This is a genomic window from Paenibacillus sp. S28, assembly GCF_016624415.1.
Classification (GTDB): Bacteria; Bacillota; Bacilli; order Paenibacillales; family Paenibacillaceae; genus Paenibacillus_AQ; species Paenibacillus_AQ favisporus.
On sequence record NZ_JACVTM010000018.1, the window covers coordinates 70,255 to 86,028 of the forward strand.

At 54.1% G+C, this 15,774-nt stretch carries 16 protein-coding genes; 11 read left to right on the top strand and 5 right to left on the bottom strand.

The genetic code is table 11. From position 1 onward, the window contains the following. Positions 1-135: 135 nt before the first annotated feature. The 3 genes from IAE55_RS28660 to IAE55_RS28670 are packed head-to-tail and all read left to right on the top strand — an operon-like array spanning position 136 to position 2,718. On the top strand, positions 136-1,074 hold the full coding sequence (locus IAE55_RS28660; RefSeq protein WP_200634542.1) for a helix-turn-helix transcriptional regulator: 939 nt from the start codon (positions 136-138) through the stop codon (positions 1,072-1,074). A gap of 21 nt (positions 1,075-1,095) precedes the next feature. Further along, positions 1,096-1,794, top strand: a complete 699-nt coding sequence (locus IAE55_RS28665) for an AlkZ-related protein (RefSeq protein WP_325168696.1) — start codon at positions 1,096-1,098, stop codon at positions 1,792-1,794. Positions 1,795-1,818: 24 nt separating this feature from the next. Beyond that, positions 1,819-2,718, top strand: coding sequence for a hypothetical protein (locus IAE55_RS28670; RefSeq protein WP_200634543.1), 900 nt, complete (start codon positions 1,819-1,821; stop codon positions 2,716-2,718). 100 nt (positions 2,719-2,818) lie between these two features. Here IAE55_RS28670 and IAE55_RS28675 read toward each other — a convergent pair whose 3' ends face one another. From IAE55_RS28675 to IAE55_RS28685, 3 genes are all read right to left on the bottom strand, one after another. Next, positions 2,819-3,583, bottom strand: a complete 765-nt coding sequence (locus IAE55_RS28675; RefSeq protein WP_234489944.1) for an SDR family oxidoreductase — start codon at positions 3,581-3,583, stop codon at positions 2,819-2,821. Between the two features lie 173 nt (positions 3,584-3,756). Beyond that, positions 3,757-4,986 carry an aminopeptidase gene (locus IAE55_RS28680; RefSeq protein ID WP_200634544.1) on the bottom strand — a complete coding sequence of 410 codons (1,230 nt, stop codon included), beginning with the start codon at positions 4,984-4,986 and terminating at the stop codon, positions 3,757-3,759. Between the two features lie 182 nt (positions 4,987-5,168). After that, positions 5,169-6,401: an aminopeptidase gene (locus IAE55_RS28685; protein WP_200634545.1), complete on the bottom strand. Its 1,233-nt coding sequence runs from the start codon at positions 6,399-6,401 to the stop codon at positions 5,169-5,171. 159 nt (positions 6,402-6,560) lie between these two features. On the opposite strand from IAE55_RS28685, the gene IAE55_RS28690 reads away from it, so the two are divergent. The 5 genes from IAE55_RS28690 to IAE55_RS28710 all read left to right on the top strand — a co-directional run bounded on the left by IAE55_RS28690 (position 6,561) and on the right by IAE55_RS28710 (position 10,607). Continuing rightward, the gene (locus IAE55_RS28690) at positions 6,561-6,833 is read left to right on the top strand and encodes a hypothetical protein (RefSeq protein WP_076171655.1); all 273 of its coding nucleotides are present in this window, start codon (positions 6,561-6,563) and stop codon (positions 6,831-6,833) included. A 56-nt stretch (positions 6,834-6,889) separates the two neighbouring features. Next, positions 6,890-7,558 (top strand): sporulation-specific diadenylate cyclase CdaS, encoded by a 669-nt coding sequence (gene cdaS / locus IAE55_RS28695; RefSeq protein ID WP_105442358.1) that lies wholly within the window; start codon positions 6,890-6,892, stop codon positions 7,556-7,558. Between the two features lie 92 nt (positions 7,559-7,650). After that, positions 7,651-8,211, top strand: a complete 561-nt coding sequence (lspA, locus tag IAE55_RS28700; protein WP_234489945.1) for a signal peptidase II — start codon at positions 7,651-7,653, stop codon at positions 8,209-8,211. Between the two features lie 203 nt (positions 8,212-8,414). Next, positions 8,415-9,668 (top strand): DUF445 domain-containing protein, encoded by a 1,254-nt coding sequence (locus IAE55_RS28705; protein WP_200634546.1) that lies wholly within the window; start codon positions 8,415-8,417, stop codon positions 9,666-9,668. A 27-nt stretch (positions 9,669-9,695) separates the two neighbouring features. Continuing rightward, on the top strand, positions 9,696-10,607 hold the full coding sequence (locus IAE55_RS28710) for an aldo/keto reductase (RefSeq protein ID WP_200634561.1): 912 nt from the start codon (positions 9,696-9,698) through the stop codon (positions 10,605-10,607). Between the two features lie 128 nt (positions 10,608-10,735). On the opposite strand, the gene def is transcribed toward IAE55_RS28710, so the two are convergent. Together def and IAE55_RS28720 are read right to left on the bottom strand one after the other, a co-directional pair. Continuing rightward, positions 10,736-11,251, bottom strand: coding sequence for a peptide deformylase (gene def / locus IAE55_RS28715; protein ID WP_200634547.1), 516 nt, complete (start codon positions 11,249-11,251; stop codon positions 10,736-10,738). Between the two features lie 28 nt (positions 11,252-11,279). Further along, positions 11,280-11,519, bottom strand: coding sequence for a helix-turn-helix domain-containing protein (locus IAE55_RS28720; RefSeq protein WP_076171668.1), 240 nt, complete (start codon positions 11,517-11,519; stop codon positions 11,280-11,282). Positions 11,520-11,852: 333 nt separating this feature from the next. On the opposite strand from IAE55_RS28720, the gene IAE55_RS28725 reads away from it, so the two are divergent. From IAE55_RS28725 to IAE55_RS28735, 3 genes are all read left to right on the top strand, one after another. Next, positions 11,853-13,547 (top strand): M3 family oligoendopeptidase, encoded by a 1,695-nt coding sequence (locus IAE55_RS28725; protein WP_200634548.1) that lies wholly within the window; start codon positions 11,853-11,855, stop codon positions 13,545-13,547. Between the two features lie 317 nt (positions 13,548-13,864). After that, positions 13,865-15,025, top strand: coding sequence for a type III polyketide synthase (locus IAE55_RS28730; protein ID WP_438822518.1), 1,161 nt, complete (start codon positions 13,865-13,867; stop codon positions 15,023-15,025). Continuing rightward, on the top strand, positions 15,012-15,746 hold the full coding sequence (locus IAE55_RS28735; protein ID WP_145159500.1) for a methyltransferase domain-containing protein: 735 nt from the start codon (positions 15,012-15,014) through the stop codon (positions 15,744-15,746). Before IAE55_RS28730 ends, IAE55_RS28735 begins: the two co-directional genes overlap by 14 nt. Positions 15,747-15,774 lie beyond the last annotated feature (28 nt).

Here is a 15,774-nt window from a genome sequence, read left to right on the forward strand (position 1 = left end):
GCCAGCGTCCTATACCGCGTCATTCGACAACTTTTGCATTATGTTAAAAAAGAAAATTCGGCCAAACATTAGTGACATCCAAGTTGTCACCAATCGGCTGATACAATGATTCTAGAGCGTGAAGAGGTGAAAAACATGAACCGTATGGATCGCCTGATGGCGATACTCATCGCGCTTCAGCAGGGAAATCAGACGGCCGCAGGGCTAGCTGCCAAGCTTGAAGTGTCGCGGAGGACCATTTTGCGGGATATGCAGGCCCTCTCCGAAATGGGTATCCCGCTTGCCGCGGTGAGCGGCCCACAAGGCGGATATTATCTGATGGAGGGCTATCAGCTGCCGCCGCTGCAGCTCAATTCCCGCGAAGCCCTCTGCCTGCTGTTCGCGCTGGAAGGGCTGACCCGTTACGCGGACACGCCGTTCAATTCGGAGCGGTGGACCGTAATGGACAAAATCAAGGCCATTCTGCCCCGGGAAACTGCGGAGACGGTCCACCCGATGCTGGATCGCCTGGAAGTGGAGGTGCCCAAGCGTAAGTATACCGTTCCGCACTTGAACGAACTGCTGGATTATGCCTCCAGCAATCAATGGGTATCGGTGTTTTACCATTCGATGAACAACCGCCGCAGGCTGCTGATCCATCCGCTGAGGATTTACGCCGCCAACGGGTTTTGGTACTGCGATGCCTACTCGCAAACCCACGGGGAGCAGCGGATCTTCCGGATCGACCGGATGACGGAGCTTCGTCCGGAAGACCCGCCTGAAGTTGGTGAAGGCGATGGCGATCGTCATCAAGGAAAGTCGGAGCCGCAAACGGTCCATATCCGGGCGAAGCTGACCTACCGCGGAATGCTTCAGGTCGAGCGGGACGAGCATGTCGGAGAGAAAATCAGCGCGGTCGGAAACGAAGAGTGGCTGGCGGATTTTCATCTGCCGGTGTCGGAGTGGCATTGGGCCGTGCAGCTTTTTTACGCGCTTGGTACGGAGGCGGAGGTGCTTGAGCCTGAGGCTCTTCGCCGGGAGGTTTGCGCCAAGGCTGTGCGTCTGCTGACAGTCTATGAGTCAGACCATACATAAGACGTTGGAGGAGATGATCAGGTGCTTAAGGAAAATGAACAAAAACCGCTGCACATCGAACGGTACGAGGACGCTTGCGATTTAATCGCCCATGTCGGCATCCTGCCGCTGGCCGGCTTGATCCCGGGACATCCGTCCCTGGACGGGGTCACTCCCAAGGAGAATTGGCATACGGGAACCGATCGGGATCCCTGGCTGTGGCGCGCCCAGTTTCCCGGCGACGGGTCGGCGGCTTACGGCAAGTTCATCAAAAAGAAGGCGGTGCTGATCGCGGCGGATTGGTTTCCTCTGGTGCTGCGGCTGCTTGGTAGAGAAGAGGATCCCGAGAAGCGTTACCGGGACGGCTTGCTATCCAAGCCGGCATGGGAGCTGTACCAGCTGATCCGGGACGACGAAGGGATCGAGACGAGGGAGCTGCGGGCCCGCGCGGGCATGAAATCACCGGACCGGAAAAAGGAGTTTGACCAGGCACTGGCGGAGCTGCAGGGGCAGCTCGCCATCGTCATTTCCGGTGTCAAGGAGAAGCGGAACCTGCTCGGAGAGAAAAACGGCTGGAGCAGCACCTCCTACCAGACGACAGGGGATTGGATGCGTCAGTATGGTATCGAGCGGTTCCGGGGAACGAGGGAGCAGGCGCAGTCTGAGCTGAAGTTTAAAATGGAGCATGCATGTACACCAGAAGCGGCGACGTACATGCATAAAATATTTGGCATCCGATAATCTGGATTAAAGGAGGAACTGTTGATGGGAGCAAAGGAAGGAAGGGCAGCCCGTCTGGAAAAAGCCAGAGCATTCGTGCTTGCCAATGCGCGGCTGCTGGATCGGCGTCGTTATGAAATGCAGTTCGAAGGAGGATCCGCGGATGGGGTTATTTCTGCGCTCAAAGCCTATCAGAACCCTGACGGCGGGTTCGGCAATGCCCTGGAGCCTGACATGCGTACATCCGCAAGCCAGCCTGTAGCGGTGGAGCAGGCGCTCTGGATCATGGACGAGGCGAACCGGTTTGATGCGGAAATCATCGCGGGGATCGCGTCATATCTCAAATCGATTACCGTCCCGGCCACAGGCGGTTTCCCCCGGGCACTGCTGACCGTTAATGACGCTCCGCATGCTCCTTGGTGGATAACGGAGGACGACCAGCAGCCATCGCTGAATCCAACCGGTAATATTCTCGGTCTGCTCTACAAGCAGACGGCTGTGAACGATTTCAAGCAAGAGGAATGGTTCACGCGAAGCGCGGAATTCATCTGGAACCGGATTCCCCAGGCAGATCAGACGGATTATCATGACCTGCACCAATGCATTACCTTTTTGCAATATGCTCCCGATCGGGGAAGGGCCTCAGCGATGCAGGAGGAGCTGAACGAATGGCTCCGCCAGCCGGGAGTTATTGAGCTTGACCCCCGCGCGGAAGGCTATGTCCACAAAGTGCTGGACTGGGCGCCTGTTCCGACCAGTTACGCCGCGGAGCTGATCTCAACGGCGGATATCGAGCGTCACCTGGACGATTTGGAAGAACAGCAGGAGGCCGATGGCGGATGGAAGGTGTCGTTCCCATCCATCAGTCCGGGCAACGGAGCGGAATGGCGGGGGCATATCACGGTCAACCGGCTGATCACACTGCGGGCATACGGCAGGCTGTAGCGGCGTCATATCATAGGGATAATATATGATAAAAAACAAAAGGACAGCACCCGGCTGTCCTTTTACTGTATACGCTTTGATAAAGTTTAGTATGTTGCCTCTAAATGGCCGGCATGACGTTGCCGCCGTTCACCGGAATGTAAGCCCCGGTGATAAAGCTCGACAAGTCGGACGCCAGGAACAGTACCGCATTAGCAATTTCCTGGTCGGTGCCCCGGCGCTTGAGAGGAACGCTGCTCGAATACCCTTCGCTAACCTCAGTGTTATTCTCCCGGTCGCGGTCGCTGATGGTCCACCCGGGAGCGACCTGATTGACCGTGATGTTATGCTCGCCGACCTCCTTTGCAAGCACGCGGTAGACGCCGTCCATGCCGCGTTTGCCGGCAACGTAAGCGGACTGGCCGGGGAAGTTCTGCATGGAGCACTCGGTGTTGATGCCGATCATCCGCCCCTGCTTGCGCTCGATCATGGCCGGGATGAAGGCTTTGGCCAAAAGGACGTTCTGCAGCACGCAGGATTCGAACTGGCTCCGGTAATCCTCGGCCGGCTGGTTCAGCACGCTGGTCCATTCATATTGAATGACAGCGTTTGCGACAACGATGTCAATAGCCTGCCACTCTCCCAGCAGGCGGTCTCTCATCGCCGTAACCGATGCGGCATCGGTGATGTCGGCTTGAACGGCGATGCAGCGCCGGCCCAGCGCCTCAATTTCCTGCTTCAGCTCCAGCGCTTTCTGTTCGTTGCCGCGGTAGTGGACGGCCACATCGGCCCCGGCACGGGCCAGTGTACGGGCCATGACCCGTCCAAGCTGGCCGGAGGCGCCGGTGATCAAAGCGGTTTTCCCCGTAAGATCTATGGATATCATCAAACTGCTCCTCTCCATGGTAGGTGAATTCGTACAAATCGTACCACCGGCATCCGGGAGCGTCAAATGGAATCCATGATTATACCTGAAGGGGAGGTGGGGAGAGGGCGACGTTTTGTAAACACAAAAAAGCACCCCGTCGGTCATGCGACCGTCAGGGTGCTGCCAGTGAATTATGCCCAGTTTCCGTTGACAAACACCGGCTCTTCTTTGCCATCATGGGTGATTCCGGTAATGTTCATTTCGGGGGAACCCATCATGAAGTCGACGTGTGTGATGCTCTGGTTCATGCCTTGGGACTCAAGCTCGTCTTGGGACATCGTCTTACCACCCTGTATATTGAAGGCGTAAGAGCTGCCGATTGCCAGGTGGCAGGAAGCATTCTCATCATACAAAGTCGTATAGTACAGGATGTTGCTTTGTGAAATCGGAGACTGGAAAGGAACAAGGGCTACCTCGCCAAGGTAGTGGGAGCCTTCGTCCATCTCGATCAGGCGTGCGAGCGTGTCCTGGCCTTCTTCCGCTTTGTAATCTACGATACGGCCGTTTTCGAATGTCAGCGTGAAGCGGTCGATGATGTTGCCGCCGTAGCTGAGCGGTTTGGTGCTGCTCACGGTTCCGTTTACGCCGGTTTTGAGCGGAGCGGTGAACACCTCTTCGGTTGGGATGTTGGCGACAAACGTCGTACCCTGCTCATTGACGCTGCCCGCCTGCGCCCAAATATGGCCTTCGGGAAGCTCGATCGTCAAATTCGTGCCCGGCGCCGTAAAATGCAGCTTTTGATACTTTTTGGCGTTCAGCTCATCCGATTTTTGCTGCAGCGTATCGATATGCTCTTCCCAAGCGGCGATCGGATCTTCGCGGTCCGCGCGGCATGCATGGAAGATGGCGTCCCACAGCTTGCCGACCTGCTGATCCTGCGGCGCATCCGGGAACACCTTCGCGGCCCAGTCCGGGGAAGGGAAGGCAACGCCCGTCCAGCTCATTTTATCCGCCTGCTGAAACTGGCGGTATTTCGCCATCGCCTGACCGTAGGTGCGCTGATAATCGGCGATTCTTCCAGGCTCTACTCCTTTGAGCAGGTCGGGACTGGAGGAGAGAACGGTCAGGAAAGCGGCTCCGTTCTCAGCGAGCTCGGTCATTTCGCCCGCATACCAAGTCGGAGCTTCAAGGAAAGATTCCGCCGGTGCCAGATCGTACCGGAGCCGGGTGACCGCCTCGTCGGTATAATTGACTTTGACGAGCTTGGCGCCGATCTCATACGCCTTGCGGACGATCAAGCGAACGAGCGGGGCGGCGTCGATCGTTGCATTCACGACCAGCGTTTGTCCGGGCTGCACGTTTGCGCCGATTTTGACGGCAAGCTCGGCATAATTGTTTAATTTCTCTTCGAACGAGAGCATAGGCTCTACCTCCACATATGTATTCAATTCTTCCCCATTATAAATTAACCACTGGATAAATAAAACACCTGACTACAAAAGAGCCCTCCTGTCATCGCTCCAGGAAGGCTCTTGCGGCTCCAATATTTCATCGTATGCAGAACAAGGATTCACAGCATTAATGGACCGATTGGAGTCAGTCCTTAAAATGCCCAGTTTCCGTTTTTAAATACAGGCTCTTCCGAACCGTCAGGATTAACGCCGAAAATGTCCATTTCCCCCGAGCCGATCATAAAGTCGACATGGGTCACGCTTGTGTTCAGACCGCGCTCAGCAAGCTGCTCCTGATTCATGTTCTTGCCGCCTTCAACACAGAAGGCGTAGGCGCTGCCGATCGCCAAATGGTTGGAGGCGTTTTCGTCAAAAAGTGTATTGAAGTACAAAATGTTCGACTCGGAAATCGGTGATTGATGCGGAACCAGCGCGACCTCGCCGAGGTAGTGCGCGCCTTCGTCCATTTCGACGAGATGCTCCAGCGTTTCCTGTCCCTGTTCGGCGCTGACACCTACGATCCGGCCATTCTCAAATGTAATGGAGAAGTTGTCGATGATGTTGCCTCCATAGCTCAGCGGCTTGGTGCTGCGCACCGTGCCGTTTACGCCCGTCTTCAGCGGAGCGGTGAACACTTCCTCGGTCGGCATATTGGCGACGAAGCTGTGTCCTTTCTCGTTGATGCTCTCGCCGGCTGCCCAGATATGTCCTTCCGGAAGCTCGATGGTCAGATCGGTTCCCGGTGCGATATAGTGGAGCTTCTTATATTTTTTGGCGTTCAGGATGTTCGATTTTTCATCCAATGTGGCCAGATGCTGTTTCCAAGCACCGACCGGGTCTTCCTGATCAATGCGCACCGTATGGAAAATCGCTTCCCACAGCTTCTGAACCCGTTCAGATTCGGGAACGTCAGGGAACACCTTTGCAGCCCATTCCGGCGAAGGGACAGCCACGATTGACCAGCTGAACTTGTCCGCCTGCTGGTAAGCACGGTAAGGTGCCATCGCCTGGCCGCGTGTTTTTTGATTCATGGCGATCCGTTCCTGCTTGATCCCCTTCAGCAAATCCGGGTTCTCGGCAATCACGTGCAGCACGGCTGCCCCGTTTTCCACGAGTTCGATCATTTCCCCTGCAAACCATTTCGGTGGAATCGCGAAAACTTCATCGTCGGCCCGTTCATACTGCAGACGGGTAACGATTTCGTCGCTCCAATTGACTTTGACGAGCTTGGCGCCCGCATCATATGCTTTTTCCACGATTAAGCGGACAAATTCCGCCGACTGGATCGATGCGTTGACGACCAGCGTTTGGCCCTTCTGGACGTTGACGCCTACACGGACGGCAAGATCGGCATATTTGTTTAATTGACTGATGAAATCGGTCATGGATTCATCCCTCCAGATACTGGTTATCAACTGACACAAGTAGTATTGTACTAAATTGTTCCGCATAATGAAAACCTAAGCTCTGCCGTTTGATGGAAACAGCCGCCTCCATGGTATACTATAGTATCAAATACACCACTTAGAAGGAGCAATGGATTCATGGACTTTACAATTATCGAAGCCGGGATGAAGCTGGACGAGGAACGACACTACGTGGGGCATACCATTTTTACTTTGGAGGGGCATAAGTCCAAGTATGAGGTTACCTTTTTCAGCAAGAAGGGCGATGATTGGGATTACAGCCTGAACTATGCGGACGAATCGGGCATCGAAGAGGAGATGCTTCAGGCCGATGCACGGCTGGAAGAGGACGACGACCTGTTTGATGCGCTGCTTGATGCCGCGATGGATACGATGGAAGACGCCGAATAGTCGGAAGGCTGGACGGAGCAGTCTATATTTTAAGTCATAAGGAAAGGTGAGCCGACGTGAACAATGAAGATGAGCTGGGTCTGTCTGAAACGATACAGGTCCATCTGAAAAAGAGCCTGTCCACTATTAAGGCGGAAATCGAGAGCATGCTGGCGACGATCGACCAGAAGGAATGCTGCATTCTGAATGAGTTTGAGCAGATCCACAGCGTCTTTACCGACATGCAGATGACGGCCGCATCCTATTATTTGAATGCGTATCTGTCGCCTTATACAGATCGCTACGTAGCATTGTCCACGGCGCTGCAGCATCTGTCGGAGCGGAATCACGGAGCACTCATCGTCGTCAAAAGAAACGATGCGCTCCCGCCGCTGGTGCATTCCGGCATACCGGTCGGGGCAGACGTGTCGCATACCCTGCTGGAATCGATTTTTTATCCGGGGGGACCGCTGCACGACGGGGCGGTGCTGGTCGATAAGAACCAAATCGTCTCCGCCGGCAATGTACTGCCCGTTTCCAAAGCGCTGCGCGAGGGGAAGCTTGGAACCCGTCACCGGGCCGCGTTGGGGCTGTCAGAAATATGCGATGCGCTGATCCTTGTCGTTTCAGAGGAGACGGGGAGGGTTTCTTTTGCGCTGAACGGAACGCTCTACCCGGTGCGCCCGGGGGAAATGGATTCACGGCCGGTGTTCAGCCCGGAAGTAGCCGTCCCTGGAGGGGATTGATGCAAGTTCGTGGCAGCCAGCAACTGCAGGATCGGAGTCAAACTTGTGTACGCAGAGCGATCTGACGCATAATGGACATACAGGCATGCTGCATGACTCCATTAGAAAGGGTCAGCATCGGCGTCTCTACCCATTTTGTTCCTTTGCTGAACAAGGGAAACGAGACAACGGACGCAGAGGGAAAGAGGTGCATCATTATTTTGTTTTACATCATATCGCTGATCGTCATTGCGATCGACCAACTGAGCAAGCTCTGGGTCCGCTCATCCATGGTCGTCGGAGGTTCGAGGCCTTTTCTTGACCCGTACGTTCATTTTGAGTACTACCAAAATACCGGAGCCGCGTTCAGCTCGTTCCAAGGCTACGGCAAGTTATTCGTCGTATTTGCGGTGTTTGTTACGGCCGTCATTATCTATTACCGGACCAAAGGCGTGCTTAAAGGGACGTGGATGGAGCTGGCCACGGGCTTTCTCGTCGGCGGGGCGATCGGCAATGCGATCGACCGGGTGCTCTTCGGCAAGGTTACCGATTTTATCGTCCTCGGCCGCATGACAGGCATTATGAATATCGCGGATATCGCGATTAATATCGGCATCGTGGCCATTATTCTGTCCGTGATCTTCCGCCGCGAGCCCAAGCAGTCTTATTCCTGATGTCCTGTTAACCGGACATTTGGAATCATGATGTGCAGACAGCAGACTCCCGGGAAGCCGGGAGTTTTTCGCGAGCCCGGGTTTTTCGGCTGTAAACGAAACAAATGGGCTACAATATGGTTAATAGTTTGATAGCGTGATCGGTCATTGAAGTAAGTCGAATCGACGCCATCATGGTATACGTACATATGGGGGTATGCAGATTGAAATCCAGATATTTGGCCGGGTATTCCCTGGCTGTTATGGGTGCGGGCTTTCTCGTAATGCTTTTCCTGCCGCAAAATTCGTGGGTTAAGCTGCTGCTGGGAGGCTTTGAAGCCGGACTCGTCGGCGGATTTGCCGACTGGTTTGCGGTCACCGCTTTGTTCCGCCATCCGATGGGCATTCCGATCCCACACACGTCGCTGCTGCTTAAAAACCGCAACAAAATCGTCAATTCGCTCATTTCCGCATTGGAAACCGAACTTTTGAATAAGGAGAGCATCACGTCCAGGCTTCGGCAGATGAAACTGTTCCAGTCCGTATCGACCGGGCTGTTCAAGCTGATCCGGCGGAAAGAGGTCCGCATGAAGCTCCTGTCTTCGCTGGAGCAGGCCGTTCGCGAACTGCCGCTGGAGAAAGCGGCCCCGCACATCCGGGACATGGTGCTTCGGTATATTCATAGCCGGAACATCACCGAATTGTTAAACCGTGCGGTCAAAGAGACGGAAGCGCACCAGTTGGACGAGAAGGTATTGGACTACGGACTGCTGTACGCCGCAGAATGGGTGAACAACCCGGATAACGAAATGATGCTCGGCAAGCTGGCGCATGCCAAACTGGATGAGCTTCAGCTTGGAGGAATGAAGGGCTTTGCCGTGCAGGCCATGCTGGGTTTTATGAATGAGGAGAAACTGGGAGCGATTCTGAAGAAGCTGATCCTCTCGGCATTGCTTGAAGTGGCGAATCCGGAAAGTCCATACCGGGAACGGGTTGTCACAGGCATCCGGGAGCGTTTGGCCCAAGTAGCCGACAGTCCGGAAACGGAAAGCCGCGTAAAGGGATGGCTGGATGACAAGCTGAGCTCTGAGAACGCGGAAGCATGGATTGCCGGCCAGCTGAACCATTTGCGTGAACGTCTGCTGCAATGGATGGAAGCCGAACGGGAGCGCGGCGGGCGTATATGGATTCGTCTGTTCCGCTGGTGCCATGATTTGTTGCAATCCAAGGAAGAGTTAACCCACCGGTGGGAACAAGGGGTTCTGGCAATGATCGTTCAGCTGGTGGAATCCAATTATTATCGCATCGGCGTGCTGGTTCGGGAAAATCTGGACAAGCTGGACGATCAGTCGCTCGTCAACATGCTGGAGGAGAAGGTCGGCAGCGACCTGCAGTGGATCCGGGTCAACGGCGCGATTTGCGGATTCGTGATCGGCATCGTGCTGAGCGCCATTCATTTGTTGATTTTAAACGGGTAATTCCAGGGGAAGGGACAGGTGAAATTAATGAAAAGGAACCAATTGGGAACATCGGAACTGAACATCAGCGAGATCGGACTGGGCTGTATGTCCTTGGGAACCGACGAGGCGCAGGCTGAGCGAATCGTTCACGCGGCGCTGGAGCGGGGCGTGAATTTTTTGGACACCGCGGATCTCTACGACAGCGGCAGAAACGAAGAAATTGTCGGTAAGGCGATCCGCGGACGCCGGCAGGACGTTGTTCTGGCGACGAAGGTAGGAAACCGGAGAATTCCTGGTCAAGAAGGTTGGGTATGGGACCCTTCCAAAGCGTATATCCGCTCTGCGGTAAAGGAAAGCCTTCGCCGCCTCCAAACGGATTATATCGATTTGTACCAGCTCCATGGCGGTACTCTGGACGATCCGATTGACGAGACGATCGAGGCGTTTGAGGAGCTGAAGCAGGAAGGCGTGATCCGTTATTACGGCATTTCGTCGATCCGTCCAAACGTGATCCGGGAATACGTAAAGCGTTCCGGAATCGTCAGCGTCATGAGCCAGTACAGCATTCTGGACCGCCGTCCAGAGGAAGAGGTGCTGCGTTTACTGGCCGATAACCATATCAGTGTCATCGCCCGCGGACCGGTGGCTTCCGGTGTCCTGACCGAGCAGGGCGGAGCGAAAGTGGCGAAGGGGTACCTGGATTACAGTCCCGACGAACTGATCCAGATCCGCGAGCAATTGCAGCGCCTGGTCAAGAATGACCGGAGTATGGGGCAGACCGCGATCCGGTACGCCTTGGCAAATCCTGTCGTGGCGACGGCCATCGCGGGAGCAAGCTCCCTGGAGCAGCTGATCCACAATACTGCGGCTGGAGACGCTCCGGCGCTCACTGACGAGGAGATCGAACGGATCCGCAGCTTTAGTAGAGCTAATCAGTATACAGCGCACCGTCAATAACATTATATTTCTTTATAAAAAGGAGCCGTCCCGGGTCGTGAATGACCTTTGGACAGCTCCTTGTTTTTTCATATGTGGGGACTTATAAAGAGACTTTATGAGATGTCAATAAGAGCATAGAAGTGCAGCTAAACGTTCTGAGTCAGCTTTAAGGCAGCCATCAAATCCGCTCTGCGTTCCGTCCGATTGACAAACAGCTCTCCGTTTTGGATATGGTCGATGTACAAAATGCCGTCGAGATGGTCCATCTCATGCTGAATGCAGCGTGCCAAATAATCCTCTGCCTCCATTACAATCGTTTTGCCCTCACGGGTTAACGTACTGATCTTCACGTATTTCGCCCGCTTCACGATACCGGTATACCCGGGGTAGGATAAGCAGGCTTCCGGTCCGGTCTGCTCCCCCGCGTGCTCGAGCAGCACTGGATTGATCAGCTCTATTAGCCCGTCCCCGCAGTCCATGACGATCACCCTGCGGAGAATGCCGATCTGCGGTGCGGCCAGGCCGGCTCTGCCTTCTTCCGCGTACAGGGTATCCGCCATATCATCCAGCAGCTTGTGAATTCTCGGCGTTATTTCCGTAACGGGTTTGGCTTTTTTGCGGAGAATCGGGTCTCCGAAGGGAAGGATTTCTTTTTCCGACATGCTTGTTACCTCCAGTTTCAATAAACGTCTAGGCCCCTCTAACGTTCGATGGGGTATGATGCCATAAGTCGCTAGGAGTGCAGTCGAGAGCTGTGCACAGCGCATCCATCGTATCGGCCTTTATCTGCTTCGGATTGCCGTTCAGCAGGGCGCTGATCGAGGGGGGAGACAGCTCGTAGCCGGCTTTGTCTTTCAGTAAACGGGCCAGTGCGGCTCCCGTCCAAATTCCGCGTTCTGCCATCACTTGGCGCAGCATCCATATCAGCATCGCTTTCAAACCACCTTTGTATGTTCAGTATATGTATATTCAATCATTTAGGTGCTGCCTAATATTTTTAGGTACGAACTAATATATCACAACCAATTGTAAAAGGGAAGAACGAGGATATAAGCATAAGCGCGGTTAATATTGGGCAATTCTCGGAACCTTACTATGGATCCATCTGTAAAATATAGCCATTCCATGTAGGGAAGCTTGTAGAATTTTGACTAACGGGAAGTGCTTTCACGAACATTAAATTTTTTTTGACGTATCTGTTGTCTAAGCCTGATTCTCTAGTATAATGGTAACGAAAGCCAATCAAGAAGGGATGCGTGATGCATGAAGTTCAGCGAGTACGAATACAAGCGGCCAGACGTGAAAGAAATTGAACAACGGTTTAAACAACTGATCCAGCAGTTCGAGCAGGCGGCTTCCTTTGAAGAGCAGGACAAGGCCATGTCCGATATCAACAAGCTGCGCAGCGAATTCGAAAGCATGGCAGAGATTGCCGTCATTCGCCATTCCATCGATACGAACGATGAATTTTACAAGGCCGAACAAGAATACATCGATGAAGCAAGTCCGGTCTATCAAGAATACATAACCGATTATTATAAAGCGCTTGTAGAGTCCAAATTCAGAAGTGAACTCGAAGCCAAGTGTGGAACGCAACTGTTCAAGCTTGCCGAGCTGGCGCTTAAGTCCTTCCATCCGGATATCATCGAGGATATGCAGCTCAATAACAAGCTGGCCACCGAGTACAGTCAGCTCATCGCCTCTGCGAAGATTCCGTTCGAAGGTGAGGAGCGGACACTGTCCCAGCTGCTGCCGTTTGAGCTGTCGCCGGACCGCGATCTGCGCCGGAGAGCGTCGGAAGCGAGATATTCCTTCATGGCGGAGCATGAGCAAGATTTTGACCGGATCTACGATGAACTCGTGAAAACCCGGACGCGCATGGCTCAAAAGCTCGGTTATAAAAATTACGTTGAGCTTGCCTATATTCGCATGAACCGTACGGACTATGACGCCGACATGGTGGCCAACTTCCGGAAGCAAGTGCTGGAACACATCGTACCCGTAGCCCAAAAGCTGAAGGAACGCCAGCGCGAGCGGATCGGCGTCGATTCCCTGCGGATCTATGACGACAATTTCAGTTTCAAGACCGGGAACGCGACACCAAAAGGGGATGCGGACTGGATTCTGGAGCAAGGGAAGAAGATGTACTCGGAGCTGTCTCCGGAAACCGACGAATTTTTCAAATTCATGGTAGACCGGGAGCTGATGGATCTCGTCAGCAAAAAGGGCAAGCAAAGCGGCGGATACTGCACGTTTATCAGCAAATACGAATCGCCGTTTATTTTCTCCAATTTCAACGGCACTTCCGGAGATATTGACGTTCTCACGCACGAAGCCGGCCACGCCTTCCAGGTCTATTCCAGCCGTCATTATCAGGTGCCGGAATACCTGTGGCCTACGTATGAATCGGCCGAAATCCATTCCATGAGCATGGAGTTCTTCACGTGGCCGTGGATGGATAACTTCTTTAAGGAAGACACGGAGAAATACCATTTTGACCACCTGTCCAGTGCGCTTCTCTTCATTCCGTACGGCGTATCCGTCGATGAATTCCAGCACTTCGTGTATGAGAATCCGGACGCGACGCCGGAGGAGCGCAAACGCGCTTGGCGCGAAATCGAGAAGAAGTATTTGCCGCACCGGCAGTACCCGGACAACGAATACCTGGAACGGGGCGGCTTCTGGCACAAACAGGGGCATATCTTCCAGGCGCCGTTCTATTACATCGATTATACGCTGGCGCAAATTTGCGCGTTCCAGTTCTGGAAGAAGATGAACGAGGACCGCGAAGCGGCTTGGGCGGATTACCTGAGACTGTGCCAGGCGGGAGGATCCCGTTCCTTTACCGGACTTGTGGAGCTTGCCGGACTGCAGTCGCCGTTTAAAGACGGCACCGTCGCTTCGGTGATCGGCGTCATTGAGAACTGGTTGAACAGCGTGGACGACAAAGCGCTGTAAAAATGAATGATTGCCAATAAAAATGTAGAAGCAGGCATTGGGGATGAGCCCCATGCCTGCTTTTTGTGTATGCCGTTATTTTGGTGCACACGTTTTCCGCTGACCAGAATCGGGTAAGCATCAGTAGCAGGAGGGTGTTTTCCCTTTTAAGCTGGAGATTTCTGAACAAAGCGATCCTTCCGGTTTATACCACCTAAAGCAGGCAAACAGGTATTTGTCCTTACGGAGCATATGCGTTATTACGGTGAATATACTTGTTCTAAGGCTTATGTGCGTAAATGGGACGTAAATGAATGAATGGAGGTGATCTTTTGACGATCGTCAGTGAACATGGTGCAGGCAGGGCATTGATTCAGGGCATCGGTACGGCGCTTCCGCCTCACCGCCTTTGCCAGGATGACGTATTTGCCAAAATCGAAGCTTCGTTAAGGGAAGAGCCCCACGCGCTAAGGTGGGCGAAAAGAATATTTAAGCAATGCGGAGTCCAGGTCAGGTACACCTGTGAGGAGGATTTCCTCAAACCTGCCGATCAGTGCACGTATCTGTCCACGGACAAGCAGCGGGCTGCCCCTTCGACCTCCAAGCGGATGGAGGTGTACCGGAGAGAATCGGTTCCTTTGGCGGAGAAGGCGGCGGAAGAAGCTATGCGTGATGCAGGCGTGGAGGCTTCCGGAATCACTCACATTCTGACGGTAAGCTGTACCGGTCAATTTCTTCCCGGATTAGACACCGTCTTGATTCACCGGCTTGGATTGTCTGCGCGGATTCAGCGGATCCCGCTGACCTTTCAAGGTTGCGCCGCCGGTTTGAGGGCGATTCAGTTAGCACAAAAAATCGTGTCGGCGAGCCCGGCAGCAACGGTGCTCATCGTTTGCGTCGAACTGTGCACGATCCATTTGCAGCCTTCGGGATCCCGTGAAGCCTTGTTCGGCGCTTCATTTTTTGGGGACGGGGCTTCGGCATGTATCGTCAGCTCCGGTGAAGCCGACCAACAGGGAGGGTTCCAACTCGGCGGAGGACACTCTGTGCTCCTTCCGGATTCTGCAGACGAAATGATTTGGGAGGTCGGGAACACCGGTTTTGATTTATACCTCTCCCCCAATATCCCCAAGCTGCTCAGAACGTTCCTGCGGGATGAAGTGGACCGGCTGCTGGACGGAGGAGCACTTCCGCCGCTATGGGCGATTCATCCGGGCGGACGGGGCATCGTAGATGCCGTCCAGGATTTATTTGGGCTGGAGGACAGCCAGACCGAATTCAGTAGGAACGTGCTGCGGGACTTCGGGAATTTATCCTCTGCGACGCTGCTGTTCGTATTAAAAGGGATGAGAGAGCGTTTGAGGGAACAAGGCGAGGGTGAACGGTCCGGAGTGGCCCTCGCGTTTGGCCCGGGCTTGACTGCAGAACTCCTTCGATTTACGTATGTTCCTTCATTCGTTACGAAACGGGAGTCAAGTTATGAGTATGCCGGCCTTTAAGCGGTTAAACCGGCGGGCCGTGGAAGAGGAATACATGGACGACTTCAGCACGGGCGGCGACGAGCTGCTGGAAGCGCTGCGCCATTTGCGACGACTGAACCGGATCTTTGGTGCTTCGTCTCCATCCTTATACGGGTTCAAGCGGTTGTGGCGTCAATTCGGCCGACCGGACAGGGTATCGGTGCTGGATATTGGCGCCGGCTCGGGAGATGTGAACCGCCGCATTCTGCGCTGGGCTGCCCGAAACGGGGTCGATGTCCGGATTACATTAGTGGACATTACGGAAGAAGCCTGCGAGGAGGCCAGAAACCTGTACCAGGGAGTATCGAATATTACGGTCAGACGCTGCGATTTGTTTGACCTTCCGGAAGGCAGCGCCGATATCGTCATGTCCTCGCAGTTCCTTCACCACTTTGACGACGTCCGGCTTCCCGAAGTGGTGGGGCAGATGCTGAAGGCATCCCGTCTGGGCGTCGTGATCAGCGATATTCACCGGCACTGGATTTCGTGGTCCGCCGTTTGGGTCGTGGCGCACCTGGTTTCAGGCAACCGTTATATACGGCATGATGGGCCCCTGTCGGTAGCGAAGGGTTTCAAGTCTTCCGATTGGATCAGGTTGAGACAGCGGCTGCAGGAGCAGGAGGGGCAAGCGGACTTGCTGTACAGCTGGAAGCCGTTATTCCGTTATGTGGCTGTTGTTCATAAAACGGGAAAAATATAAATGAAACCTACATTTTAATCGCGGTCAC

What these genes read in the sequence shown, in the direction of transcription:
- IAE55_RS28660 (WP_200634542.1), top strand. Translation starts at nt 136, where the DNA reads ATGAACCGTATGGATCGCCTGATGGCGATACTCATCGCGCTTCAGCAG.
- IAE55_RS28670 (WP_200634543.1), top strand. Translation starts at nt 1,819, where the DNA reads ATGGGAGCAAAGGAAGGAAGGGCAGCCCGTCTGGAAAAAGCCAGAGCA.
- IAE55_RS28675 (WP_234489944.1), bottom strand. Translation starts at nt 3,583, where the DNA reads ATGATATCCATAGATCTTACGGGGAAAACCGCTTTGATCACCGGCGCC.
- IAE55_RS28680 (WP_200634544.1), bottom strand. Translation starts at nt 4,986, where the DNA reads ATGCTCTCGTTCGAAGAGAAATTAAACAATTATGCCGAGCTTGCCGTC.
- IAE55_RS28685 (WP_200634545.1), bottom strand. Translation starts at nt 6,401, where the DNA reads ATGACCGATTTCATCAGTCAATTAAACAAATATGCCGATCTTGCCGTC.
- IAE55_RS28690 (WP_076171655.1), top strand. Translation starts at nt 6,561, where the DNA reads ATGGACTTTACAATTATCGAAGCCGGGATGAAGCTGGACGAGGAACGA.
- lspA (WP_234489945.1), top strand. Translation starts at nt 7,651, where the DNA reads ATGACTCCATTAGAAAGGGTCAGCATCGGCGTCTCTACCCATTTTGTT.
- IAE55_RS28710 (WP_200634561.1), top strand. Translation starts at nt 9,696, where the DNA reads ATGAAAAGGAACCAATTGGGAACATCGGAACTGAACATCAGCGAGATC.
- def (WP_200634547.1), bottom strand. Translation starts at nt 11,251, where the DNA reads ATGTCGGAAAAAGAAATCCTTCCCTTCGGAGACCCGATTCTCCGCAAA.
- IAE55_RS28720 (WP_076171668.1), bottom strand. Translation starts at nt 11,519, where the DNA reads ATGCTGATATGGATGCTGCGCCAAGTGATGGCAGAACGCGGAATTTGG.
- IAE55_RS28725 (WP_200634548.1), top strand. Translation starts at nt 11,853, where the DNA reads ATGAAGTTCAGCGAGTACGAATACAAGCGGCCAGACGTGAAAGAAATT.
- IAE55_RS28735 (WP_145159500.1), top strand. Translation starts at nt 15,012, where the DNA reads ATGCCGGCCTTTAAGCGGTTAAACCGGCGGGCCGTGGAAGAGGAATAC.